The sequence below is a fragment of the Streptosporangium sandarakinum genome, from assembly GCF_050942225.1.
Classification (GTDB): Bacteria; Actinomycetota; Actinomycetes; order Streptosporangiales; family Streptosporangiaceae; genus Streptosporangium; species Streptosporangium nondiastaticum.
The window spans coordinates 5,772,975-5,796,220 of record NZ_CP192034.1 but is presented as its reverse complement, the minus strand read 5'-3'; the positions used below and the strand labels follow the sequence as shown (position 1 = coordinate 5,796,220).

Sequence of the window (23,246 nt, the reverse complement as noted above, 5' to 3'; positions counted from 1 at the left end):
CCGGAAAGGCGGGCGGACCAGGCGTACGAGGCGCCCCGGGCGGTGCTCCCGCGCCACCGGGAACCGGGGGCGAGCGGGGACCGGCGAGGGCCGGACGCGCGCGGGCGGGGTGCGGGGAGGCGGCATCTGCGGCAGACTGGGAAATCGTTTTCCTGGAGGTCGCCATGGTCACTCTCGAAGATGTCGCCCGGCAGGCCGGCGTGTCGCTCGCCACGGCCTCGCGGGTGCTCAACGGCAGCACCCGCCAGGTGGGGGCGTCGCTGCGGGCCAAGGTCGAACTGGCCGCCCACCAGCTCGGATACCGCACCAACGTGGCGGCCCAGACCCTGGCCAGGGGCGCCAGCAACGTGATCGGCCTCGTCGTCCACGACCTCACCGACCCCTACTTCGCCGCGCTCGCCGACGGCGCCATGCGGGTGGCCGAGAGCCACGAGTTCATGGTCATGGTGGGCACCACGCACCGCGACCCCGAACGGGAGATCGCCTACGTCTCCACCCTGAACGCCCAGCGGGTCCGCGCCGTGCTGCTCACCGGGTCCAGGGTCGACGACGCCGGCCTGACCCGCAGGATGCGTCAGGAGCTCGACCGCTACCTGCAGACCGGCGGCCGGGTGGCCTGCGTCGGCCAGGAGGCGCTGGGCGTCGACACCGTGGTGCCGGGCAACCGCGAGGGCGCCGCCGGGCTGGCCCGGGCCCTCGCCGATCTGGGGCACCGCCGCTTCGCCGTGCTCGCCGGGCCCGAGCGGCTGCTCACCGCCCGGGACCGGCTGGAGGGGTTCGCCGGGGCGCTCGCCGAGCTGGGCCTGCCCGCCCCGCAGGTCGTCCACGGCTCCTTCGACCGCGACGGCGGCCACACCGCGGCGGCCGAGGTCTCCGACGCCACCTGCGTGTTCGCGGTCAACGACGTGATGGCGGTGGGCGCGCTGGCGTCCTTCCGGGACCGGGGGGTCGGCGTGCCCGGCGACGTGTCGGTGGCCGGGTTCGACGACATCTCCACCCTGCGGGACCTGGTCCCGCAGCTGACCACCGTACGGCTGCCGCTGGCGGACATGGGGGCACGGGCGATGGAGCTGGCCCTCACCCCGCCGGGGGACGGCGCGGACGCCGAGCCCCGGATCGAGGCCGTGGCCGGCGAGGTCGTCCTCCGTGAGAGCACCCGCCGCCTCGGCTGAGCCGGCCCACTCCGGCCCGGAGCACCGCGCGCCCCCGGCCGCCGGCCGTTCCCGCGGGCCTTCCCGCGCACGGACGGCGGAACAGGCCGGACGACCTCCCGGCCGTCCGGCCGCCTCCGGGGCCGGGTCTCAGTCCTCGATCAGCTCGGCGAACCTCGCCTTCACCCGGGCCAGGACCTCGTCGGGGTCGGCGGCCCACACGTCGGCGTTGAAGATCTCCACCTCGATGTCCCCGGTGTAGCCCGCCTCGGCCACCGCCCGGGTCAGCGGCGCGAAGTCGATCACCCCGTCGCCCATCACGCCCCGGCCGAGCAGCACGTCGGCCGGGAGCGGGTGCAGCTGGTCGCACACCTGGTAGGAGGCGATCCGGTCGCCCGCCCGGGCGATCTGCGCCAGGACCTGCGGGTCCCACCACACGTGGAAGGTGTCGACGACCACGCCGACCCGCTCCGCCGGGTACGGCTCGGCCAGGTCGAGCGCCTGCCCGAGCGTGGACAGCACCGCCCGGTCGGCGCAGTACATCGGGTGCAGCGGCTCCAGCGCCAGCCGTACCCCCCGTTCGGCGGCGTACGGGACCAGCGCGGCCAGCGCCCCGGCGACGCGCTCCCTGGCCCCGGCGAGGTCGCGGTCCACCGCGGGGGAGGGCTCGCCGGGCGTCACGCCCGGCAGGCCGCCGACCACCATGACCAGGCACGCCGCGCCCAGAGTGGCGGCCTCGTCGATCGCCCGCCGGTTGTCGTCGAGCGCCTCCCGGTCCCCGGAGGTCAGGAAGCCGCCCCGGCACAGCGACGACACCCGCAGGCCCGCGTCGGCCACCAGTTTCACGGTCTCGTCCAGCCCCTGCGCGGCGACGTCCTGCCGCCACAGGCCGATCGCCCCGACGCCGTGCCGTACGCAGCCCTCGACGGCCTCGGCCACCGACCATCGCCTGGTGGTCCACTGGTTCAGCGACAGACGGCTCATCGCGCCGCCTCCTCTCCCGCCGCGGCCCGCGCCCGGTCCGCCCGCGTCCGTGCCCGTCCGCTCAGCATCCGTGCACCGCCAGCAGCGACCGCATCCGGTGCACGGCCATCTCCGGGTCGGCCAGCAGCCCGGCCCGGTCGGCCAGGCGGAACACCTCGGCCAGGTGCGGCAGCGAGCGCGACGCCTGGGCGCCGTTCACCATGGTGAAGGCGTCCTGGTGGCCGTTGAGCCAGGCCAGGAAGACGATGCCGGTCTTGTAGTGGTAGGTCGGCGTCTCGAAGATCTTCTGGGAGAGCGGGACCGTCGGGCCCATGATCTCGTCGTAGCGGGCGGTGTCCCCGGCGTCGAGCGCGGCCAGGGCCGCCGCGGCGGCCGGGGCGATCGCGTCGAAGATCCCCAGCAGGGCGTGGCTGCCCGAGGCGATCAGCGACGGGTAGTTGAAGTCGTCGCCGGTGTAGAGCCGCACGCCCTCCGGCAGCGCCGCGCGCAGCGCGACCTCGTGCCCGGCGTCCAGCAGCGAGACCTTGACGCCCTCGACCACCGCCGCGTGCTCGCGGATCAGCTCCAGGAACGAGGCGGTGGCCTCGGCGACGTCCCGCGAGCCCCAGTAGCCCGCCAGGTTCGGGTCGAACATCTCGCCCAGCCAGTGCAGGATCACCGGGCGGTCGGCCTGCGACAGCAGCTTGCCGTAGACCGCGTGGTAGTCCTCCGGGCCCCGCGCGATCGCGGCGAGCTGCCGGCTGGCCATCAGGATCACGCCGGCCCCGGCCTCGCGGACGGTCTCGGCCTGCTCGGTGTAGGCGGCCGTGACCTCCTCCAGGGTCGCGGCGCCCGGCGCGTGGTCGGTGCCCGCGCCGCAGGCCACCAGCTCGGCCGGGTCGCCGAGCTCCGCGGCCGCGGCGGCGCTGCGCCGGATCAGCTCGCGGGTGGCCGGCCAGTCCAGGCCCATGTTGCGCTGCGCGGTGTCCATCGCGTCGGCCACGCGCAGGCCGTACGACCACAGGTGGCGGCGGAAGCGCAGCGTGGCGTCCCAGTCGACGGCGGCGGGCGCGCCGGGGGTGTTGTCGCCGAGCGGGTCGGCCACCACGTGCGCGGCGGCGTAGACGACGCGGTTACGGGGCGGGCCGGCGGGCCGTTCCCAGGCGACCGGCTCGCGCAGGGTGTGCTCCCCGCCGGGGAGGCCGATCCGCATCACCGCTCCATCGCCAGACGGCGGCCCTCGGCGGAGGAGCGCAGGGCCAGCTCGGCGACGCGGACGCCGCGCGCGCCGGAGGCGAAGTCGTGCGGGAACGGCGCGTCCTCCAGCACGTGCCGGACGAACATCTCCCACTGGGTCTTGAAGCCGTTGTCGAACTCGGCGTTGTCCGGCACCTCCTGCCAATCGTCGCGGAACCGCGCCGTGACGGGCAGGTCGGGGTTCCAGACCGGCCTGGGGGTGGCCGCCCGGTGCTGGATCCGGCAGTTGCGCAGCCCCGCGACGGCGCTGCCGTGCGTGCCGTCCACCTGGAACTCCACCAGCTCGTCCCGGTTCACCCGGACGGTCCAGGAGGAGTTGATCTGGGCGACGACGCCGCCCTCCAGCTCGAAGACGCCGTAGGCGGCGTCGTCGGCGGTGGCGGGGTAGCTCTCACCCCGCTCGTCCACCCGCTCGGGGACGTGGGTGACGGCGTGGGCGTAGACCGACTCGATCCGGCCGAAGAGGTTCTCCAGCACGTAGGTCCAGTGCGGGAACATGTCCAGCACGATGCCGCCGCCGTCCTCGGCGCGGTAGTTCCACGACGGGCGCTGCGCGGCCTGCCAGTCTCCCTCGAAGACCCAGTAGCCGAACTCGCCGCGCACGGACAGGATCCGGCCGAAGAAGCCGCCGTCGATCAGCCGCCTGAGCTTGAGCAGGCCCGGCAGGAACAGCTTGTCCTGCACGACGCCGTTCTTGACGCCCCGGGCGGCGGCGGCCTCGGCCAGCGCCACGGCGTCGCCGTGGTTCTCGGCGGTCGGCTTCTCGGCGTAGACGTGCTTGCCGGCCTCGATCGCCGCGAGGACGGCCTTCACCCGGGCCTGGGTGACCTGGGCGTCGAAGTAGATCAGGTTGGACTCGTCGGCGAGGGCGGCGTCGAGCTCGGTGGTCCACTCCTCGATGCCGTGGTCGGCGGCCAGCTTGGCCAGCTTGTCCGGGTTGCGGCCCACCAGCACCGGCCTGAGCGTCACCCGGCCGCCGTCGGACAGCGTCACGCCGCCCTGCTCGTTGATCGCCAGGACCGAGCGGACCAGATGCTGGCGGTAGCCCATGCGGCCGGTGACGCCGTTCATCACGACGCCGATGCTTCGGTGGGACATCCTTCTCCTGCCTCCTATGGAAAGCGCTTTCCGAGTCACCGTACGGCAGCCGCCGTCTCCTCGGCAAGAATCCCCGGGGGGTTTTCCCGGTTACCCGCGGCGGGAGCCCACCCGGAAGAGCGCTCCGGGGACCGCGTGGAAGGGCACCCGGAGTACGCACGAAAGGGCGTTCCGGAGCGCGGGCGAAGGCGCTCCGGAACGCGCCCGGCCCCGGCGGGGACGCGGCGGAACCGCCGGCGGGCTCAGGAACGGGCGCCCCGGCGGTTCCGGGGCGCTCAGCCCGGCTCCTTGGCCTCCAGCTCCGTCAGGGCCTTGGCGACGGGACCGGCGGTCAGCTCGATCTGCCACTCCCGGGCGCCCAGCTCGCGCAGCCGGGACGCCACGGTCTCCTCGTCGACGACCGGGGGCGGCTCCCACGTCAGGCGGCGCACGGCGTCCGGCTGGACGAGGTTCTCCGCCGGCATGTGGTGCTCCTCGGCCAGGGAGGTCACCACGGTCCGGGCGGCGGCCAGCCGCCGGGCGGCCACGGGGTCGCGGTCCATCCACCGGTTGGCGGGCGGCGGCCCGTCGCCCGGCGTGCTCGGCTGGGGGAGCTGCGACTCCGGCAGGGTGCGGGCCCTGCCGATCGCGGCCAGCCACTCGCGCAGGTGCTTGCGGGCGCTGCGGCCGGTGAACGGGGGGATCTCGGTGAGGGCCTTGGTGGTGCGGGGCAGCTCCAGGGCCGCGGTGACGATCGCCGAATCGGGCAGCACCCGGCCCGGGGCGAGATCGGCCTCGCGGGCGAATCCGTCGCGGAGCGTCCACAGCTCCCGGACCACGGCCAGCCCGCGCAGCGAGCGGACCTTGTGGATGCCGGAGGTGCGCCGCCAGGGGTCCGAGCGCGGGGCCGGGGCCCGGTGGGCCAGGACGGCGGCGAACTCCTCCTGCGCCCACGCCAGCTTGCCGGTCGCCTTCAGCTCCTCGTACAGCACGTCGCGCAGCTCGACGAGCACCTCGACGTCGAGGGCGGCGTAGCGCAGCCAGTCCTCGGGGAGCGGCCGGGTGGACCAGTCGGCCGCGGAGTATCCCTTCTCCAGCCTGAGACCGAGGACGTTCTCCACCATCAGGCCGAGCCCGACGCGCTCGTAGCCGAGGAGCCGGCCGGCGAGCTCGGTGTCGAACAGCGCGCGCGGGCGGAAGCCCAGCTCGGCCAGGCACGGCAGGTCCTGGGAGGCGGCGTGCAGCACCACCTCGGCGTCGGCCAGCGCCGCGTCCAGCTCCGACAGGTCGGGGCAGCGGATCGGGTCGATCAGCGCGCTGCCCGCACCCGCCCGGCGCAGCTGCACCAGGTAGGCGCGGCCGCTGTAGCGGTAGCCGGAGGCCCGCTCGGCGTCCACCGCCACGGGGCCGGTGCCCGCGGCGAAGGCGCGCACGACGCGGGCGAGCTCGGCGGGGTTCTCGACGACGGGAGGTATACCCTCCCTGGGCTCAAGCAGCGGAACGATGGTTGTCTCGTCGGTCACGTTCGAAAGGACTCCGGATCTTCGCGACGGCGCTGCGGCAGGGCCGCCACGCCAGGTGGCAGGGGTGGCATGCCCGCCGCCAGGCACATCAGGTCGCACCAGGCGGCGACGTGGCCGGAGAGGTCTTCCTCCAGCGGGGACCAGGAGGCGCGCAGCTCCAGCTCCGTGGTCACCGGATCCTCGGCCTTGTTGCCGAAGCCCTCCGACACCGCCCTGGTGACGGTGCCGCCGGCCGCGGCGTAGGCGGCGCCGTGGGCGTCGAGCGACTCGGTGAGCCAGCTCCACGCGACCGGGCCCAGCAGCGGATCCTCGGTGATCTCCGGCTCCATGTCGGCCCGGACGTAGGCGACGAGCCGGAACTGGCCGTCCCAGCCGCGCTGGCCGTCGGGGTCGAAGAGCATGATGAGGCGGCCGACGGCCAGCTCGTCGTCGTCGCGGTAGACCGACGCGCCGACGGCGGCCGAGTACGGGGCCAGCCGCTGCGGGGCCGGGATGTCCTCCAGCTCGATCTCCGGTCTGACCTCCGTGGGGCGCAGCGTGGCCGCCGCCCGCCGGAAGGCGGCGGGAACGGGCGCGGCGTCACCGATGGTCATACCGGAAGCGTAGGTCGGAAGTGAGCGCATGGGGACCATTGGGGTGGGTGTAGGAGCCATCGGAAGCGATCAAGCCGACGCCGCCGGCGAGCAGGAGACGCGGGAGACCCCACCGTCGCGGGGGCCGGTGGGCCCGGACGGTCCGGAGAACGCCCGGGGCGCGAGGAGCGGCGCGTGACCGCACTCGACGCACGCCCACTCCGGGCACTCGCCGGGATCGTGGCCGTCGCGGCAGGGAGGTTGCTCGAAAACCCGGTCGCCGGCGCAGGAAGCACAGTGCTCATCGCGGTGTTCGAGTGAACGCCACGTTATGGACATCGTGGACATCGCACAGGCCTTTCGTCGGGTCGTGGTCCGACGTTGGCACGTCGCGCCGACATTTCCGCGCAACGTGCTCGGCGTGTCCCGAAAGTGGTGCCGGAATCGGTGCCGCGCGGTGACTTGACGAACATTTGGATCAGCCGGGGGCCGGGCCAGGTTCGTCGATGGGAGGAACTGTACCCGGAAACATGATCGCTTCGTGCCCCCCCGGACGGCGGACCCGGCCGCCTGGCGCTTCGGATCGGCTCTCAACTGGGGGACGAAGAACCCAAACCGGTAGAACCTTATCGTCATCACGACTTGAAAGTGCCTGGGCGTTGTTATGGATGATCTCACTGAATAACTGGTGATTTCGTCCTAGATCGCCCGTGGGTGGCCTGGGTGAGCGGACCGGGACCTGGGCATGGCACCCTGGAAGGGTGAATCCCGAGCTTGCCGACTCCCCGTTCCTGCGCGCCTGCCGCCGACGGCCCGTCCCCCACACCCCCGTGTGGTTCATGCGCCAGGCCGGCCGCTCACTGCCCGAGTACCGGGCCGTGCGCGAGGGGGTGCCGATGCTCGCCGCGTGCGCCACCCCGGACCTCATCGTGGAGATCACGATGCAGCCGGTCCGCCGCTACGGCGTGGACGCGGCCATCTTCTTCAGCGACATCGTGGTGCCGCTCAAGGCGATCGGGATCGACCTCGACATCAAGCCCGGCATCGGCCCGGTGGTGGCCGACCCGATCCGGGACGCCGCCGCGATCGAGACGCTGCGCCCCCTCGAACCCGGCGACGTCACCTACGTCACCGAGGCCGTCCGGGCGCTGACCGGCGAGCTGGGCGCCACCCCGCTCATCGGCTTCGCGGGCGCGCCGTTCACCCTGGCCTCCTACCTCATCGAGGGCGGCCCCTCCAAGAGCCACGACCGCACCAAGGCGATGATGTACGGCGAGCCGCGGCTGTGGCACGCCCTGATGGACCGGCTGACCGGGATCACCATCGGCTTCCTGCGCGTCCAGGCCGAGGCCGGGGCCTCGGCCGTCCAGCTGTTCGACTCCTGGGTGGGCGCGGTCGCCCCCGAGGACTACCGCGAGTTCGTCCTGCCCTACACCAGCCGCATCTTCGCCGCCCTGGCCGACCTGGACATCCCGCGCATCCACTTCGGGGTCGGCACCGGCGAGCTGCTCGGCCTGCTCGGCGAGGCCGGCGCCGACGTGGTCGGCGTCGACTGGCGGGTCCCGCTCGACGAGGCCGCCCGGCGCGTGGGGCCGGGCCGGGCGCTGCAGGGCAACCTCGACCCGGCGGTCCTGTTCGCCCCCTGGGAGGTCGTCGAGCGGCGAGCGGCCGACGTCCTGGCCCGCGGTGCCAAGGCCGAGGGCCACGTCTTCAACCTCGGACACGGCGTTCCGCCCGGCGCCGACCCCGGCCAGCTCGCCCGCCTCACCGACTTCGTGCACGAGACGTCCGCCCGCTGACCCGCCCCTACGGCTCCCCGGCGGCCGCCGGCTCCTCGTGCGCCGCCGGCTCCTCCTCCCGCGCCGCGGGCGGCGGGGTCGGACGGCCCGGACGGTTGCGGCGGGTACGGCGCAGCACGAACGCCACCACCAGCCACACCAGCCCGGCCGCGATCGTCCAGGGCAGCAGCACGCCCAGCACGGTCAGGCCGATCTTCAGGGCCTCGACGAAGCTCCGCCAGCCCGTCCGCAGGCCCCCGAGGAAGCCCGACGACTCGTCCTCCGGCTCGGGGACCACGACCTCGGGGCCGATCAGGTTCAGCGTCAGCGTCGCCATGCTCGTCCTGGCGGCGAGCGACCGCTGCCGGGCCTGGAGCGCCTCCAGCTCCGTCTCGCGGCTGGAGATCTCCCGCTCGATCTCCAGCACCTCACCGATCTTGTTCGCCCGCTTCAGCAGGGCGCGCAGCGAGTCCAGCGACGCCTTCGCCGACCGCACCCGGCTGTCGACGTCGGCCACCTGCTCGGTGACGTCCTTGGTGTTCTGCCGCACCGCCTCGCGGACGCCGAGTTCCTTGCCCAGGCGCTCCAGCACGCCGGGGTAGGCCGACGGCGGGATCTTGAAGACCAGGTTCGCGCTGCCCTGGTCGCCGTTGGAGGAGCCGGACCGCTCGGTGGCGAGGTAGCCGCCGGAGGCGTCGACGAGCCCGCGCGCCCGGTCCGACGCGGCGGCGACGTCCTTGACCCGGACCGTCAGCTCGGCCGTGTAGACGATCTGCCGGTCCTGCGGGACCGGGTCCACCTGCTCGGCCGGCGCTCCCGTGGCGGCCGAGCTCTTCCTCTCCGCACCGCCCCCGGACGCCGCCGAGTCGGCGTAACCCTGGTCCTGCGCGACGTCTCTGGCCACGGCGGGCGCGGCCTCACCCGACTGCGAGCTCATCTGGGCGGCCCCGCCGCCGCACGCGGTCAGCGCCAGCATCGTGGCCGCCAGCGCGACCGCCGGCCGTAAGCCGTACCGGAATCTGTTCATGTCCTGATTGACGGAGGTTCGTCCGGCGGGGTTGAGCACGCGCGGTCACGATGCCGTCTCGGTCTCCGCACCGCGCGATCACGGGGGTGGCGGATGCCGGGGCGGCCACGGAGGGGGGTACGGTCAACACCCATGGAACGCAAGCGTCACCACGTGGTGGTCGTCGGCGGGGGGATCGCGGGACTGGCCGCGGCGTGGTATCTCGGGCGAGCCGGGGACCGCGTGCGGGTGACCGTGCTCGACAGCGCCCCGAGGGTCGGCGGGAAACTCCTGGCCGCCGAGGTCGCCGGGGTTCAGACGGACGTCGGGGCCGAGGCGATGCTCGCCCGGCGGCCCGAGGGCAAGGAGCTGGCCCGGCTGGCCGGCCTGGGCGACGAACTGCGGACGCCCGGCACCACCCGGGGCGCGATCCTCACCCGCGGCACGCCCCGGCCGCTGCCCGCCGGGCAGGTCATGGGCGTCCCCTCCGACCTGGGGGCGCTGGCCAGGTCGGGCATCCTGTCGCCGGGCGGCCTCGCGCGCACGCCGCTGGACCTCGTGCTGCCGGCCACGCTCATCGACACCGACGTGTCGGTGGCCGCCTACATCCGGGCCCGGATGGGCACCGAGGTGGTCGACCGCCTGGTCGAGCCGCTGCTCGGCGGCGTCTACGCGGGCCGGGTCGAACGGCTCTCACTGGACGCGACGATGCCGAAGATCGCCATGGCGGCCCGCTCGGAGCGGTCGCTGCTCAACGCCGCCCGCCACATCGCCGCCGAGGCGCCCAAGGACGCCGGGCCCGTCTTCACCTCCCTGCGCGAGGGGATGGGCAGCCTGCCCGGGGCGGTGGCCGCCGCCTCCGGCGCGCTGGTGCGGACCGGCGTCACCGTGCGGGAGCTGCGGCGCACCGCGGACGGCTGGCGGCTGGTGACCGGGCCGGTGCCCGATCCGGAGGTCGTCGAGGCCGACGCCGTGGTCCTCGCCACCCCGGCCACCCCGACGGGCCGCCTGCTGGCGGAGGAGGCTCCGGCGGCCGCGGCCGAGCTGGCCCGGATCGAGTACGCGAGCATGGCCATCGTCAGCCTGGCCTACCCGCGCGCGGCGTTCCCCCGGATGCCCGAGGGGAGCGGCTACCTCGTCCCGGCGGTCGACCGCCGCCCGGTCAAGGCCGTCACGTTCAGCTCCGTCAAGTGGCCGCACCTGGCCGAGGCCGACCCCGATCTCGTCCTGCTGCGCTGCTCGATCGGCCGCCTGGGCGAGGAGGCGGTGCTCCAGCGCGAGGACACCGAGCTGGTGGCCCTGGCGACGGCCGAGATGGCCGAGGTCATGGGCGTGCGCGGGCTGCCGCTCGACTCCCGGGTGACCCGCTGGGGCGGCTCCCTGCCGCAGTACGAGGTGGGCCACCTCGACCGGGTCGCCCGCATCCGCGCGGCCGTCGCGGGCCAGCCCGGCCTGGCGCTGTGCGGCGCCGCCTACGACGGCGTCGGCATCCCGGCCGTCATCTCCACCGCCCGTACGGCGGCGGCCCGGATTCTGGACCACCTGGACCCCGCGGGAGAATGGCGGAAGGAAGAGTCGAAGGCCGGCTGAACGGGCGGCCGGAGACGGCCGACACGACGAACGCGACGAACACGACTAGAACGACGGAGCCCCGAGGGGCTCCCGGAGGGGTGAGGACGACGGACGGGAACCCGAGGCCCAAGGCGCGCGACCTGAACCACGTGATCCGCTACACGATGTGGTCGGTCTTCAGGTTGCGTGAGCGCTGCCCGGCGACCGGACGCGAGGGCATGGCCGAGGAGGTCGAGGCCCTCCTGGCGCAGGCGGCGGAGAAGGACGTGGTCACCCGCGGCCTGTACGACGTGGCCGGCTTCCGGGCCGACGCGGACTTCATGTTCTGGTGGCACGCGCCGACCCCGGAGGACCTGCAGGAGACCTACTCGCGCTTCCGCCGCACCGCGCTGGGGGAGCTGACCGAGCCGGTCTGGTCGGCCATGGCGCTGCACCGCCCGGCCGAGTTCAACAAGTCCCACATCCCGGCGTTCCTCGCCGAGGAGGAGCCGCGGGGATACGTCAGCGTCTACCCGTTCGTCCGCTCCCTGGAGTGGTACCTCCTGGACGACGCCGACCGGCGCCGCATGCTGGCCGAGCACGGCCGGATGGCCCGCGACTACCCCGACGTGCGGGCCAACACCGTCGCCTGCTTCTCGCTGAACGACTACGAGTGGATGCTCGCCTTCGAGGCCGACGACCTGCACCGCATCGTCGACCTGATGCGCACCCTGCGCGGCGCCGAGGCCCGCAGGCACACCCGGGTGGAGATCCCCTTCTACACCGGCATCCGCAAGCCCGTCGGCGAGCTGGTGGCGGCGCTGCCGTAGTCCCGCGCCGGACCCTCCGTACGGCCCCGCCCGGCCTGCACGTGCCCGCCGGAGACGGCCGGTCCGGGCGGCCCCGCCCAGGACCGGTCCCGGCGCGGGGACGCCCGGCGAATCCGGTGAAACGCTCGATTAGTTCCCCGGGCGTTGTCATACTCGGGGAAAACACCTGTCGATGTGAGGCCAAAGGTGAACACGGGCGCGGGTCTGGCACGGTCCACGGGGCGCGGAGGCGGGCGCCGCAGGAGAAGGTCCCGGCCGCGGGCACTGGAGATCTCGGTCGGCGCGACCGCGCTGGCGGTCGCGGTCCTGGCGCTGGGCCGCTCGATGCTCGCCGCGGACCCGCCGCCCGTCCCGGAGGCGCAGAAGCACCTCCTGGCCGCGCCGCAGCAGGGCGCCGGGGACGGCAGGGCGGTGGGCGTGCTGCCGGGCGGCAAGGCGGGCAGCGGTCGCGGGTCCGGCGACGGGGCCAAGGCGGACGGTCCGTCCAAGCACAGCGACCCGAGGGCGTTCGCCTACTTCGCGGCGCACAAGGCGACGAAGCGGGTCAAGGACATCCGCGTCGTCGGCGGCTACCTGCGGATCTACACCGACCTGCCGGACTCCGCGGACAACTCCAAGCAGGCGATCAAGCTGTGCGAGACCGGCCTCGACTATCTCGTCGGGGAGCTCGGCTCGGTGAACCCCGTCGTCTTCGTCCAGGCGAAGTTCGGCGAGAACGGCAACCCCGTCCTGGCCAACATCCTCGGCCCCGGCGACTCCGACTGCCGCGTCACCTATCCCAGGCCCGGCGGCTAGGCCCGCCCCGCGGGCCTTCGCCGTACCGGGGGTCCGCCGGGACGGGACCGGCCGGGCACCGGGCCGTTCGTACGGCGCCCGGCCCGGCGGGACCGTCAGCCGTCAGCCGTCGGCCGGCTCCAGCCGCAGCGACACGGAGTTGATGCAGTAGCGGTCGTCGGTGGGGGTGTCGTACCCCTCGCCGTGGAAGACGTGTCCGAGGTGCGAGTCGCAGGCGGCACAGCGGACCTCGACCCGGACCATGCCGAGCGAGCGGTCCTCGATGAGGGTCACCGCGTCCGACTTCGACGGCTCGTAGAAGCTCGGCCAGCCGCAGTGGCTCTCGAACTTGGTGTCGGACCGGAACAGCTCGGCGCCGCAGGCCCGGCAGCTGTAGACGCCCACGGTCTTGGTGTCGACGTACTCCCCGGTGAAGGGGCGCTCGGTGCCTGCCTGGCGGAGTACCTGATACTCCTCGGGAGAGAGCTGGGCGCGCCACTCGGCGTCGCTCTTGACCACCTTGTCCATCCCCTCAGCCTATGCGGAGGGTGTTCCCGCCGGGACAGAGCGCCCGAAATGCCAGGAAAAAAATCTTTGTGGTGAAGCATCCATTTATGTCGGTTTTTGCGTCTTAGCAGATGTGGAGGGTTCACCCTCCCGCTGAGGGGTCAGACCATCCGTCGGGCCGTCCATGGGCCAACCGGACGGCCACAGTGGCCGTCGGCCGGACGATGCGCCAGCGTTCGACCGGTGAGCGGACGGGTGGTCGCGCGGTCCGCCCTGTCGAGAGCCCGGTCCCGCCGCCGCGGTGACTCCGGGGCGGACCGCCCGACCCCCTCGCCCTCCGTACGGTCCCGGACCCGGCGTGTCCTGCGAACCGCCCGCGTCCCCTTCCCGGTTCGCGGCTCCGCGCGGAAGGTCAGCGGCGGGAGCCGACGGCGAAGGCGATGTTCACCACGATGATCCCGAACCAGACGAGGATCATCGGGCCGGCGCTCCTGTCGGCCATGGCGAAGGCGGCCGTGCTGCCGACGCCGAAGACGATGGAGACGATCGCCAGGGCCAGGCGCTGCCCGGCGTCCACGCCCGGCCGGACCGCGGGGGCCTTCGGCTTCTGCTGCGGGACACGGGCGGCGACCCGCTCCTCCACCCGCCGGTCGATCTCCTGGTCCATCTTGTCCAGGAATCCTTCGACGAGGGAGTCCTCGTACTCGGGTCCCAGCTCCCGGCGGGCCTCGACGGCGGCGCGCAGCTCGTCACCGGTGGGGGATCTCTTCTCCATGGAGCGAGATATATCGTTTATTTCGCCCGATGTCCACGAGAGCCGACGCTCACGGGAAACGGCGTCCGGGGAGTCCGACGCTCACGGGAGCCCGGCCCCGGGGGAGCCCGGCGCTCACGGGAAACGGCGCCCGGGATCGCCGCCGCTCAGCCCTCCCTGACGTAACGGGTGATCAGGAACCCCTCGTCCTCCAGGACGTGGGCCAGGCGCAGCCGGGTCAGCGAGGCCGGGCCGTCGAGGACCCGGGCGGCGTCCCCGCCGACCAGCAGCGGGCTCACCGTCAGGCACAGCTCGTCGATCAGACCTGCCGCGGCGAGCTGGGCGTTGAGCTTCGCCCCGCCCTCGCACAGCACCCGCCCCAGGCCGCGCCCGCCCAGCTCCTTGACCGCCAGGGCGAGATCCACCCGGTCCCGGCCGGCGACGATCACCTCGGCGTGCCGGGCCGCCTCGGCGCGCCGGTCGCGGGGGGCCGCCTCGCAGGTGACGACGATGGTCCGGGCGTCCGGGTCGGCCTCGGTGAACAGCGGGCCCGACAGGTCCAGCTCCAGGCTCGCGGTGACCACCGCGATCGGCGGGACGGCCGTACGGCCCGCGCGGAGCGCCGCCCACGACTTCCTGGGCCTGGCCGGTCCGTACCCCTCGGCCCGCACGGTCGCCGCCCCGGTCACGACGACGTCGGCCAGCCCGCGCAGCACCCCGAAGACCTTCCGGTCGCCCCGGCCGGACAGCCCGCCGGACGCTCCGTCCAGCCAGGTCCCGCCGTCGGCGCTGGCCACCATGTTGACCCGGAGCCACCGGTCGCCGGGGTAGGCGTAGAGCTCCGCGAGGTCGGGCTCGGCGTCGTCGGCGGGTCCGGAGGCGGGGGCGGGATGGATGAGGCGCATTCCCCTACCTTGACACACTCCCCGGACCCCGGGTCCGGCGGCGGGCCCGCGCCGTACCGTCCGCGGGGCCGGGCCGGACGGGCGGTGCCGGACGGGCCGTGCCGGCCGCGGGGTCAGTCCCGGCGGCCGCGGAGGATCCGCACCGAGCGCGAGGTCACCGTGACCTTGGCGTCGGCCGGCCAGGATTCCCCGGCCGCCTCGCCGGGCCGCTCCTCGGCGGTGTCCAGCACGGACTCCCACCGCCTGCCGTACCGCTCCCCGGGGACGGTGAACGTCATGTCCTCGTGGTGGGCGTTGACCAGCAGCAGGAACGAGTCGTCGGTGATCCGCTCGCCGCGCGGGCCCGGCTCGGTGATGGCGTCGCCGTTCAGGAAGACCGCGAGCGACTTGGCGTAGCCGGTGTGCCAGTCGGAGGCCGTCATCTCCTCGCCCGACGGGGTGAACCAGACGATGTCGCGCGTGCCGTCGTCGGCCCGGCGGCCGTGGAAGAACCGGCGCCGCTGGAAGACGGGGTGCTCGCGCCGCAGCCGCGACAGGCTCCGGACGAACTCCAGCAGGTCGCGCTCGCACCCGGCGAGCGACCAGTCGACCCAGGAGACCTCGTTGTCCTGGCAGTAGGCGTTGTTGTTGCCGCCCTGGGTGCGGCCGAACTCGTCCCCGGCGGTGAGCATCGGCACGCCCTGCGAGACGAACAGGGTGGTCAGGAAGTTGCGGCGCTGACGGCGGCGCAGGCGGTTGACCTCCTCGTCGTCCACCGGACCCTCGGCGCCGCAGTTCCACGACCGGTTGTCGTCGGTGCCGTCGCGGTTGTTCTCGGCGTTGGCCTCGTTGTGCTTGCGGTCGTAGGAGACCAGGTCGTTCAGCGTGAACCCGTCGTGGCAGGTGACGAAGTTGATGGAGGCCACCGGGCGGCGCCCGGAGGAGGCGTACAGGTCGGCCGAGCCGGTCAGCCGGGAGGCGAACTCCGGCAGCGCCGAGCCGTTGCCCCGCCAGAAGTCGCGGACGGTGTCGCGGTACTTGCCGTTCCACTCCGTCCACAGCGGCGGGAAGTTGCCGACCTGGTAGCCGCCGGGGCCGACGTCCCACGGCTCGGCGATCAGCTTCACCTGGGAGATCACCGGGTCCTGCTGGATCAGGTCGAAGAACGCGCTCAGCCGGTCGACGTCGTGCAGCTCCCGGGCCAGGGCGGCGGCCAGGTCGAACCGGAAGCCGTCCACGTGCATCTCCAGCACCCAGTAGCGCAGCGAGTCCATGATGAGCTGCAGCGCGTGCGGGGAGCGGACGTTGAGGGAGTTGCCGCAGCCGGTGTAGTCGAGGTGGTAGCGCCGGTCGCCGTCGTGCAGCCGGTAGTAGGCGGCGTTGTCGATGCCCCGGAAGCCCAGCGTGGGGCCCATGTGGTCGCCCTCGGCGGTGTGGTTGTAGACCACGTCGAGGATGACCTCGATCCCCGCCTCGTGCAGCGACCGCACCATCGCCTTGAACTCCATCACCTGCTCGCCGCGCCGGTCCGAGGAGGCGTAGGCGGCGTGCGGGGCGAGGTAGGCGATGGTGTTGTAGCCCCAGTAGTTCGTCAGCCCCCGGGCGACCATGGCGTGCTCGGGCACGAACTGGTGCACCGGCATCAGCTCGACCGCGGTGACGCCCAGGCTCCGCAGGTGCTCGATGACCGCCGGGTGGGCGAGCCCCGCGTAGGTGCCGCGCTGCTCGGGCGGGACGGCCGGATGGCGCATGGTCAGCCCGCGCACGTGCGCCTCGTAGATCACGGTCTGGTGGTACGGCGTGCGGGGCAGCCGGTCGTCGCCCCAGTCGAAGAACGGGTTGACCACCACGTTCTTCGGCATGAACGGGGCGCTGTCGTCGTCGTTGCGCACGGACGGGTCGGTGAAGGCGTAGGAGAACAGCGCCTCGTTCCACTCGACCTCGCCCTCGACGGCCTTGGCGTAGGGATCGATGAGCAGCTTGGCGGGGTTGCAGCGGTGCCCCTGGGAGGGCTCGTACGGGCCGTGGACGCGGTAGCCGTACCGCTGGCCGGGCATGACGCCCGGGAGGTAGCCGTGCCAGACGAACCCGTCGGCCTCGGGGAGGTCGATCCGCTCCTCGCGGCCCTCGTCGTCGAAGAGGCACAGCTCTACCCGCTCGGCCACCTCGGAGAACAGGGAGAAGTTGGTCCCCGCACCGTCCCAGGTGGCGCCGAGGGGGTACGGCTCGCCCGGCCATGTTTCGCGCATGTAGCCCTATTCTCCTCCAATCACACCTTCGTGTGCAGGGTGTCGCGGACCCGTGTCCCATTCGCGCCATGGGGGAGCATGAGGGGAGACGGACGGCCACGCCGTCGTGGCCCGTCCTCGGCGGCGACGCCGCGCTCACGGGGGCTCCCCGGCCGCCCGTTCCTCACCCCGGTGGGCGGCGGGCCCCGGCCGGCCCGCGGGGACCGGGGCACGACGCTGGGCGCCCGATCCCCCGCGCGGCGTGCCGCCGGAGAGCTTCCGGCAGAGTCTACGTGCTCGCCCGCGTCCTCCCGCCCGGGAGGAAGCGGGGGGAGCCGGGGGACCGGGAGGAGCGGAGCGGGCAGGGCGGCAGGGCGGCGGTCAGCCCACCAGCTCGGCGTCCAGGGTGATGGTCGTCCCCGCCAGGGCCTTGCTCACCGGGCAGTTCGCCTTGGCGTTCTCGGCGGCGGTCCGGAACTCCTCGGCGGACAGGCCCGGCACCTGGGCGCGGACCGACAGGACGATGCCGGTGATGCCCTCGCCCGGCTGGAAGGTCACGTCGGCCTTGGTCTCCACCGTCTGCGGCGGGGTGCCCGCCTGCGCCAGGCCGTGGGACAGGGCCATCGAGAAGCAGGCGGAGTGCGCCGCCGCGATCAGCTCCTCGGGCGAGGTCTTGCCGTTCGCCTGCTCGGCCCGGGAGGGCCAGGACACGTCGAACCTGCCCACGCCCGAGGTGTCGAGCGAGACGGTGCCCGAGCCGTCGAGGAGGGCGCCCTTCCACTGGGTCGTCGCGGTACGAGTCGTCGCCATTGCGGTAATCCTTTCGATCATGGGCTTACCCGACCGACCCTACTCGCCGCCGCCGCGGCGGCCGGGCCCGCCGCTCCCGGAGATCTCGCGCCCGCCGCCCCGGGCGCCGGCGTCCAGGACGGCCCAGGACCCGGTGCCGGCGCCCGTCCGGCTCAGGACCCGGCGCCGGAGCCTTCGGAGGAGGCGGCGGGCCGTACGGCGGCCCGCTCGATGATCGCGTCCAGGTCCAGGCCCGCCGGGAGCGTGCCGAACGCCCGGCCGCCCCCGCCCGCGAGGCGGGAGGCGCAGAAGGCGTCGGCGACGGCCGCGGGCGCGTGCCGTACCAGCAGCGATCCCTGCAGCACCAGCGCCATGTCCTCGGCGACGGCGCGGGCGCGCAGCTCGGCCTCGGCCGGGTCGGCGAGGGTCTTGCCCAGCCGCTCCGCGGCCTCGTCCAGGCGCCGGTCGGCCCCGGCGGCGAGCGCCACCTCGGCGAGGAAGGCGTCCAGCGCCTCCGGCTCGCGCCGCAGGGCGCGCAGCACGTCCAGCGCGGCCACGTTCCCCGAGCCCTCCCAGATGCCGTTCAGCGGCGACTCGCGGAACAGCCGGGGCATCTGCGACTCCTCGACGTAGCCGTTGCCGCCCAGGCACTCCATCGCCTCGGCCGCGTGCGCCGGGCCGCGCTTGCAGACCCAGTACTTGCCGACCGCCAGCGCCGTACGGCGCAGCGCCGTCTCGGCGGCGTCACCGGCGACGGCCCGGTCGGTGGCGCCGGCCAGCCGGGTCATCAGCGTGGTCGCGGCCTCCGACTCCAGCGCCAGGTCGGCCAGGACGTTGCGCATCAGCGGCTGGTCGGCCAGCCTCCGGCCGAACGCGGTGCGGTGCGCGGTGTGGTGGACGGCCCGGGTCACGCCGTACCGCATGCCGGCCGCCGAGCCGATCACGCAGTCGAGCCTGGTCATGTTGACCATCTCCAGGATGGTCCGCACGCCCCGGCCCTCCTCGCCGACCGGCCAGGCGAGCGCGCGGTGGTACTCCACCTCGGCGCTGGCGTTGGATTTGTTGCCCAGCTTGTCCTTCAGCCGCATCAGCCGCATGGCGTTGCGGGTGCCGTCGGGCAGCACGCGGGGCAGCAGGAAGCACGTCAGCCCGCCGGGCGCCTGGGCCAGGACCAGGAACACGTCGCACATCGGGGCGGAGTTGAACCACTTGTGCCCGGTCAGGACGTAGGTGCCGTCGCCCAGGGGTTCGGCGCGGGTGGTGCCGGCGCGGACGTCGGAGCCGCCCTGCTTCTCGGTCATGCCCATCCCGGCGAGCAACCCGCGCTTGCCGAGCGGGGGGCGCAGCCCGAAGTCGTAGTGGCAGGAGGCCAGCAGGGGCTCCCACTCGGCGGCCAGGTCGGGGGAGTGGCGCAGCGCCGGGACCGAGGCGTAGGTCATGGAGATCGGGCAGCCGTGCCCGGCCTCGACCTGGCTCCAGACGTGGAACCTGGCGGCGCGGGCCACGTGGGCGCCGGGCCGGGTGTCGGCCCACGGGGCGGCGTGCAGGCCGTTCTCCACGGCGACCGTCATCAGCTCGTGCCAGGCGGGGTGGAACTCCACCTCGTCGATCCGGTTGCCGTAGCGGTCGTGGGTGCGCAGCACCGGCGGGTGCTCGTTGGCCAGCCGCCCCCACTCGGCGGCCTCCTCGGAGCCGGCGAGCGCGCCGAGCCGGCCCAGCTCGCCGACGGCCCAGCCGGCGCCCTCGCGCGTCACACCTTCGAGGAGCGCCGGGTCGGCCGAGACGTCGTGGCCGGTGAACGGGGGTGCCTGGTTGAAGACCTCGTGGGTCGCATCAGGGGTCACGGGTGCCTCCGAGGATGCCGGCCCGGCCCTTTTCGCCGGGTTCCGGCATCATCTCAAAGTCCCGCGCGGCGAGCGCGGCGCGGACCTCCTCGCGGTGCCGCGCTCAGAGCCCCCGCGCGGCCAGCGCGGCGCGGACCTCCTCGCGGTGCTCCGCCAGGCCGGTCAGGGCGGTGGCGGCCCAGTCGCGCACCTCCTCGTCGGGGTCCTCCGTCATCGAGACGAGCAGCGCCAGCCCCTCGGCGTGGCCCGGAGGCAGGACGGCGGCCAGCGCGGCCGGGTCTGCCTGGGTACGGGTCCAGCCCTCGGCGGTGATGACCGACAGCACCTCGGGCAGGGCGCGCGGGTCGGCGTGGTTGCCGAGCGCGCCGAGCACCGAGCGCAGCACCCGCTCGTCGCCCTCGGCCACGGCCATCCGCCGCAGGATCGGCAGCGTCCGCTCCAGGAACGGCCGCTCGTCCCCGTCGAAGCCGAACTGCGACAGCACGTCGGCGGCGAACTCCCGCCGCCGCGGGTCCTCGCTCACGGACAGCTCCGCCGCCGCCTCGAAGGTCTCCTCGTCGGCCCGCCGGCTCAGCGAGTCGGCCACCGTCCACCAGGTCTCGGCCTCCTCGTCGACGTCCCGGTACGGCATCGCCCGCTCGACCAGGTCCCCGAACGGCAGGCGCTCGCCGGTCGCGTCCTCCAGCAGGGTCGCGACGGCCGCGTGGCCGCGCTGGCAGACGATCTCGGAGGCCCCGCCGTCCGGCCGCGCCGCCGTGACGGTCACCAGGTCGGTGCCGTCCTCGGCGCGGGTGCGGCTCACCGTGAGGTCCGCGTCCTCGGGCGCCTGCTCGGCGAGCTGCTCCAGCAGCGCGCTCTCCAGGTGGGTGCCGAGCCAGTCATAGGCGATGGACAGGGGCGTGTCGCCCTCGCCGTCGGCCCGGGTGGGGTCGGCCCCGGCGTCCAGCAGGGCGCGCACCACGCCCAGCGCGCCGCGCCGGGTGGCCAGGGTCAGCGCGGTCTCCCCGCCGGCGTTGGCGTCCTCGGCGGAGGCTCCGGCCGCGAGCAGGGCCCGGGCGGTCCCGGCGTGGCCGTTGGCCGCGGCCCACAGCAGGGCGGTCCAGCCGTGGCTCTCCCGGAGGTTCGGGTCGGCCCCCGCGGCCAGCAGCGCCTCCACGGTCTCGGTGCGGCCCCAGGCGGCGGCGCCGCACAGCGGCAGGCCCTCGTCCTCGCCGCCGCCGATCCGGTTCGGGTCGGCCCCGGCGGCCAGCAGCGCCCGCGCGATCGTCACGTGGCCGCCGGTCGCGGCCCGGTAGAGGGCGGTCGTCTCCCCGGCGCCGTCCGGGTCGGGGGCCGTGCCGTCCCGGAGCAGGCGCTCGACCTTCTCGGCGTCGTTCCCGGTCACCGCGTCCAGAAGTTCTGCGTACATCTTCCGGATGATAGGCGGCGGGCGTGTTCTCCTGCCCGATGGGGATCCACCGAACGCCTGTATCGCGATATGTTGTGACTCATGAGTGATCCGGGTGGGATGCGTGTCTCCGACGCCGAGCGGGAGGCCACGGTCGAGCTGCTGCGCGTCGCCTCCGTCGAGGGGCGGCTGACCCTCGGGGAGCTGACCGAGCGCACCGAGGCCGCCTACACCGCCGTCACCCACGCCGACCTCGCCGTCCTCACCTCCGACCTGCCCTCGGCGCAGGGCCCGGGGCCCGCCCACGCTCCCGCTCCCGCCCCGGCTCCGGCGCGGCCGGAGGGCGGCCGGGCGCGGCGCTGGCTCGTGGCCGTCATGAGCGAGTCCAAGCGCCGCGGCAAGTGGCGGATCGACCGGGAGCTGGGCGCGGCCGCGGTGATGGGCGAGGTCACGATCGACCTGCGCCAGGCCGAGGTCCGCACCGACGTGGTCGACATCTTCGCCACCGCGGTCATGGGATCGGTGAAGATCATCGTTCCCGACGGCGTGGACGTCGAGATCGACGGCTTCGTGTTCATGGGGGAGAAGAAGGTCCAGGTCATCGAGGCCCCCGAGGGCATGCGGGCGCCGCTCGTCCGGGTGCGGGCCTACGCGCTCATGGGCGAGATCAAGGTGGTCGGCGACTCGCGGGCGCGCCCGATCGAGAAGGCGTGGGCGGCCTGGAAGGAGCACTGGCAGCGGGCGTACGGCGAGCTGCCGGAGCGGCCGCGGCCGCCCCTGCCCCCGCACGGCTGGGACTCCCACCGCGAGGAGCGGTGGGAGCGCCGCGCCCAGGAGCGTGAGGAGCGGCGCGACCGCGGTTACTGATCCTCCCGGCCGCCCCCGTCCCGGGCCGTTCCCGGGAGGATCCGTTCGAGGCGTGCAACGTCCCGGGGTGGCCGGAGCGTAGTGATCGGTGGAAGGTCACCGAGACACCGAGGACGGCGCGTGCGAGACAGAGCCGATTTCGAGCGGTACGTCGAGCAGCGCTCGGCCCGCCTGCTGCAGGCCGCCTACCTGCTGTGCCGCGACTGGGGCACGGCCGAGGATCTGCTGCAGACGGCGCTGGCCAAGGCGTGGCTCGCCTGGCGGCGGGTGGGCGACGACCCCGACCCCTACGTCTACCGCATCCTCACCAACACCCACGCCTCCTGGTGGCGGCGCCGCTGGCGGGGCGAGGTGCCCACCGGGACGCTGCCCGACACGGCGGGGGAGGACCGCACCGGCGAGGTCGGCACGCGCGAGGCCGTACGGCAGGCCCTGGCGGCGCTGCCCGACCGGCAGCGGGCCGTGGTCGTGCTGCGCTACTTCGCCGACCTGCCCGACCCGCGGATCGCCGAGATCCTCGGCTGCTCGGTGGCCACCGTCCGCAGCCAGGCCAGCCGGGCCCTGGCGAAGCTGCGCGTCGATCCCGCGGCGATCGCCGCGACCACCTCAGGGGAGCCGAGTTGACGATCACAGAGCCGGAACTGCGCGAGATCCTGGCGACGGAGGGCGACGACGGCCGCCGCGGGGGCGTGACCGTCGCCGACGTCGACCGGCGGGTCCGGCGGATCAGGCGCCGCCGCGCCACGGCGCTGGGCGGGACGCTCGCGGCGGGCCTCGCCGCCGTCGCGGCGCTCACCCTGCCCGGCGGTGGCGTCACCGCCGTCCCCGACGACGTCTGGACCGGCGTCATGGCCCAGCCGACGCCCCGGTACGGCGCCCGCCTGGTCAACGAGGTCGGCCTGGAGAAGCGGTTCTCCACCATGGGCGAGCGCCTGTCCTTCGACCTGCCCATACGGCCGCCCGGGACGATGACGCTGGTCGTGGTCCGCTGTCCGCCCGGCGCGGAGCTCGTCTACTGGGAGAACGGGAGGTACCGCAACGCCCAGTCCTGCAACGAGCTGCCGGCGGACCTGGACCGCTCGAAGACCGTGGCCAGCCTGTTCCCGGAGTCCGACGTCGGGCGGATGGAGATCGCGGTGGTCCCGCCCGGCTCGGTACGGAAACTGGGCCGGCCGGTGACCGGCGACCGGGACGCCCGGCAGGTCGTCGCGGACGCCCCGAGGACCCGGGCCGACATGAGCGTCAGCGTCACGTTCAGCCGGTACGTGCCCTGCGAGGGCGGCCCCGGCTGCCGGTTCCCGGACGAGACCGGGGTCGCGACCCCCCCGGTCGCGACGCCCTGTCCGGGCGCCGTCGTCGAGACCGACCCGCTCAACGGCCGGATCATCAGGACGCTCTGCCCCGGGGACGGCGGGAAGCCGAGCCCGGGGAGCGACGGGGACGGCGGCTGAGGCGCGGGCCCCAGGGGTCCCTGAGCCTCGGAGACCCGAGGGCCGCCGGGGTC

Annotated in this window: 22 protein-coding genes; 9 read left to right on the top strand and 13 right to left on the bottom strand. The window is 74.2% G+C overall.

All coding sequences use genetic code 11. The features are described 5' to 3' along the window. Positions 1 to 164: 164 nt before the first annotated feature. Positions 165 to 1,172 (top strand): LacI family DNA-binding transcriptional regulator, encoded by a 1,008-nt coding sequence (locus ACQP10_RS26925; RefSeq protein ID WP_346022966.1) that lies wholly within the window; start codon positions 165 to 167, stop codon positions 1,170 to 1,172. Between the two features lie 129 nt (positions 1,173 to 1,301). Here ACQP10_RS26925 and ACQP10_RS26920 read toward each other — a convergent pair whose 3' ends face one another. The 5 genes from ACQP10_RS26920 to ACQP10_RS26900 all read right to left on the bottom strand — a co-directional run bounded on the left by ACQP10_RS26920 (position 1,302) and on the right by ACQP10_RS26900 (position 6,564). Beyond that, positions 1,302 to 2,135 (bottom strand): sugar phosphate isomerase/epimerase family protein, encoded by an 834-nt coding sequence (locus ACQP10_RS26920; protein WP_433539959.1) that lies wholly within the window; start codon positions 2,133 to 2,135, stop codon positions 1,302 to 1,304. Between the two features lie 61 nt (positions 2,136 to 2,196). Further along, entirely contained in the window at positions 2,197 to 3,327 is a 1,131-nt protein-coding gene (locus tag ACQP10_RS26915) for a dihydrodipicolinate synthase family protein (RefSeq protein WP_433539958.1), read from the bottom strand. Beyond that, a complete protein-coding gene (locus ACQP10_RS26910) occupies positions 3,327 to 4,469 on the bottom strand; it encodes a Gfo/Idh/MocA family protein (RefSeq protein WP_433539957.1) in 1,143 nt (380 codons plus the stop codon). The genes ACQP10_RS26915 and ACQP10_RS26910 overlap by 1 nt, the downstream gene beginning before the upstream one ends. Before the next feature lie 275 nt (positions 4,470 to 4,744). Further along, positions 4,745 to 5,971, bottom strand: a complete 1,227-nt coding sequence (locus ACQP10_RS26905) for a ribonuclease D (protein ID WP_346022962.1) — start codon at positions 5,969 to 5,971, stop codon at positions 4,745 to 4,747. Then, positions 5,968 to 6,564, bottom strand: a complete 597-nt coding sequence (locus tag ACQP10_RS26900; RefSeq protein ID WP_179827053.1) for a DUF3000 domain-containing protein — start codon at positions 6,562 to 6,564, stop codon at positions 5,968 to 5,970. Before ACQP10_RS26900 ends, ACQP10_RS26905 begins: the two co-directional genes overlap by 4 nt. A gap of 174 nt (positions 6,565 to 6,738) precedes the next feature. On the opposite strand from ACQP10_RS26900, the gene ACQP10_RS26895 reads away from it, so the two are divergent. Continuing rightward, positions 6,739 to 6,864 (top strand): hypothetical protein, encoded by a 126-nt coding sequence (locus tag ACQP10_RS26895; protein ID WP_346022961.1) that lies wholly within the window; start codon positions 6,739 to 6,741, stop codon positions 6,862 to 6,864. 440 nt (positions 6,865 to 7,304) lie between these two features. After that, positions 7,305 to 8,342, top strand: coding sequence for a uroporphyrinogen decarboxylase (gene hemE / locus ACQP10_RS26890; RefSeq protein ID WP_346022960.1), 1,038 nt, complete (start codon positions 7,305 to 7,307; stop codon positions 8,340 to 8,342). Positions 8,343 to 8,349: 7 nt separating this feature from the next. Here the strand turns inward: hemE and ACQP10_RS26885 are convergent, their stop codons facing one another. After that, positions 8,350 to 9,348, bottom strand: coding sequence for a DUF4349 domain-containing protein (locus ACQP10_RS26885; RefSeq protein ID WP_433539956.1), 999 nt, complete (start codon positions 9,346 to 9,348; stop codon positions 8,350 to 8,352). A 132-nt stretch (positions 9,349 to 9,480) separates the two neighbouring features. On the opposite strand from ACQP10_RS26885, the gene hemG reads away from it, so the two are divergent. From hemG to ACQP10_RS26870, 3 genes are all read left to right on the top strand, one after another. After that, positions 9,481 to 10,917, top strand: coding sequence for a protoporphyrinogen oxidase (gene hemG, locus ACQP10_RS26880; RefSeq protein ID WP_389996941.1), 1,437 nt, complete (start codon positions 9,481 to 9,483; stop codon positions 10,915 to 10,917). Positions 10,918 to 10,997: 80 nt separating this feature from the next. Next, on the top strand, positions 10,998 to 11,708 hold the full coding sequence (hemQ, locus tag ACQP10_RS26875; protein ID WP_312873582.1) for a hydrogen peroxide-dependent heme synthase: 711 nt from the start codon (positions 10,998 to 11,000) through the stop codon (positions 11,706 to 11,708). 186 nt (positions 11,709 to 11,894) lie between these two features. Further along, complete coding sequence (locus tag ACQP10_RS26870) at positions 11,895 to 12,503, top strand: hypothetical protein (protein ID WP_346022957.1); 609 nt, start codon at positions 11,895 to 11,897, stop codon at positions 12,501 to 12,503. 102 nt (positions 12,504 to 12,605) lie between these two features. Here the strand turns inward: ACQP10_RS26870 and msrB are convergent, their stop codons facing one another. From msrB to ACQP10_RS26835, 7 genes are all read right to left on the bottom strand, one after another. Then, positions 12,606 to 13,010, bottom strand: a complete 405-nt coding sequence (gene msrB, locus ACQP10_RS26865) for a peptide-methionine (R)-S-oxide reductase MsrB (RefSeq protein ID WP_346022956.1) — start codon at positions 13,008 to 13,010, stop codon at positions 12,606 to 12,608. Between the two features lie 391 nt (positions 13,011 to 13,401). After that, positions 13,402 to 13,764 (bottom strand): hypothetical protein, encoded by a 363-nt coding sequence (locus tag ACQP10_RS26860; RefSeq protein ID WP_346022955.1) that lies wholly within the window; start codon positions 13,762 to 13,764, stop codon positions 13,402 to 13,404. A 146-nt stretch (positions 13,765 to 13,910) separates the two neighbouring features. Next, positions 13,911 to 14,648 (bottom strand): pyrimidine reductase family protein, encoded by a 738-nt coding sequence (locus ACQP10_RS26855; protein ID WP_433539955.1) that lies wholly within the window; start codon positions 14,646 to 14,648, stop codon positions 13,911 to 13,913. Positions 14,649 to 14,761: 113 nt separating this feature from the next. Continuing rightward, entirely contained in the window at positions 14,762 to 16,876 is a 2,115-nt protein-coding gene (glgX, locus tag ACQP10_RS26850) for a glycogen debranching protein GlgX (RefSeq protein WP_399499330.1), read from the bottom strand. Positions 16,877 to 17,236: 360 nt separating this feature from the next. Next, entirely contained in the window at positions 17,237 to 17,665 is a 429-nt protein-coding gene (locus ACQP10_RS26845; protein ID WP_179827070.1) for an OsmC family protein, read from the bottom strand. A gap of 152 nt (positions 17,666 to 17,817) precedes the next feature. After that, on the bottom strand, positions 17,818 to 19,488 hold the full coding sequence (locus ACQP10_RS26840) for an isovaleryl-CoA dehydrogenase (protein ID WP_346022952.1): 1,671 nt from the start codon (positions 19,486 to 19,488) through the stop codon (positions 17,818 to 17,820). A 103-nt stretch (positions 19,489 to 19,591) separates the two neighbouring features. Beyond that, positions 19,592 to 20,896 (bottom strand): ankyrin repeat domain-containing protein, encoded by a 1,305-nt coding sequence (locus ACQP10_RS26835; RefSeq protein WP_433539954.1) that lies wholly within the window; start codon positions 20,894 to 20,896, stop codon positions 19,592 to 19,594. 81 nt (positions 20,897 to 20,977) lie between these two features. On the opposite strand from ACQP10_RS26835, the gene ACQP10_RS26830 reads away from it, so the two are divergent. The 3 genes from ACQP10_RS26830 to ACQP10_RS26820 all read left to right on the top strand — a co-directional run bounded on the left by ACQP10_RS26830 (position 20,978) and on the right by ACQP10_RS26820 (position 23,193). Then, entirely contained in the window at positions 20,978 to 21,742 is a 765-nt protein-coding gene (locus ACQP10_RS26830) for a DUF1707 SHOCT-like domain-containing protein (RefSeq protein ID WP_346022950.1), read from the top strand. Between the two features lie 120 nt (positions 21,743 to 21,862). After that, a complete protein-coding gene (locus tag ACQP10_RS26825; RefSeq protein ID WP_346022949.1) occupies positions 21,863 to 22,366 on the top strand; it encodes a SigE family RNA polymerase sigma factor in 504 nt (167 codons plus the stop codon). Next, positions 22,363 to 23,193 (top strand): hypothetical protein, encoded by an 831-nt coding sequence (locus tag ACQP10_RS26820; RefSeq protein ID WP_433539953.1) that lies wholly within the window; start codon positions 22,363 to 22,365, stop codon positions 23,191 to 23,193. The genes ACQP10_RS26825 and ACQP10_RS26820 overlap by 4 nt, the downstream gene beginning before the upstream one ends. The last annotated feature ends 53 nt before the right edge of the window (positions 23,194 to 23,246 follow it).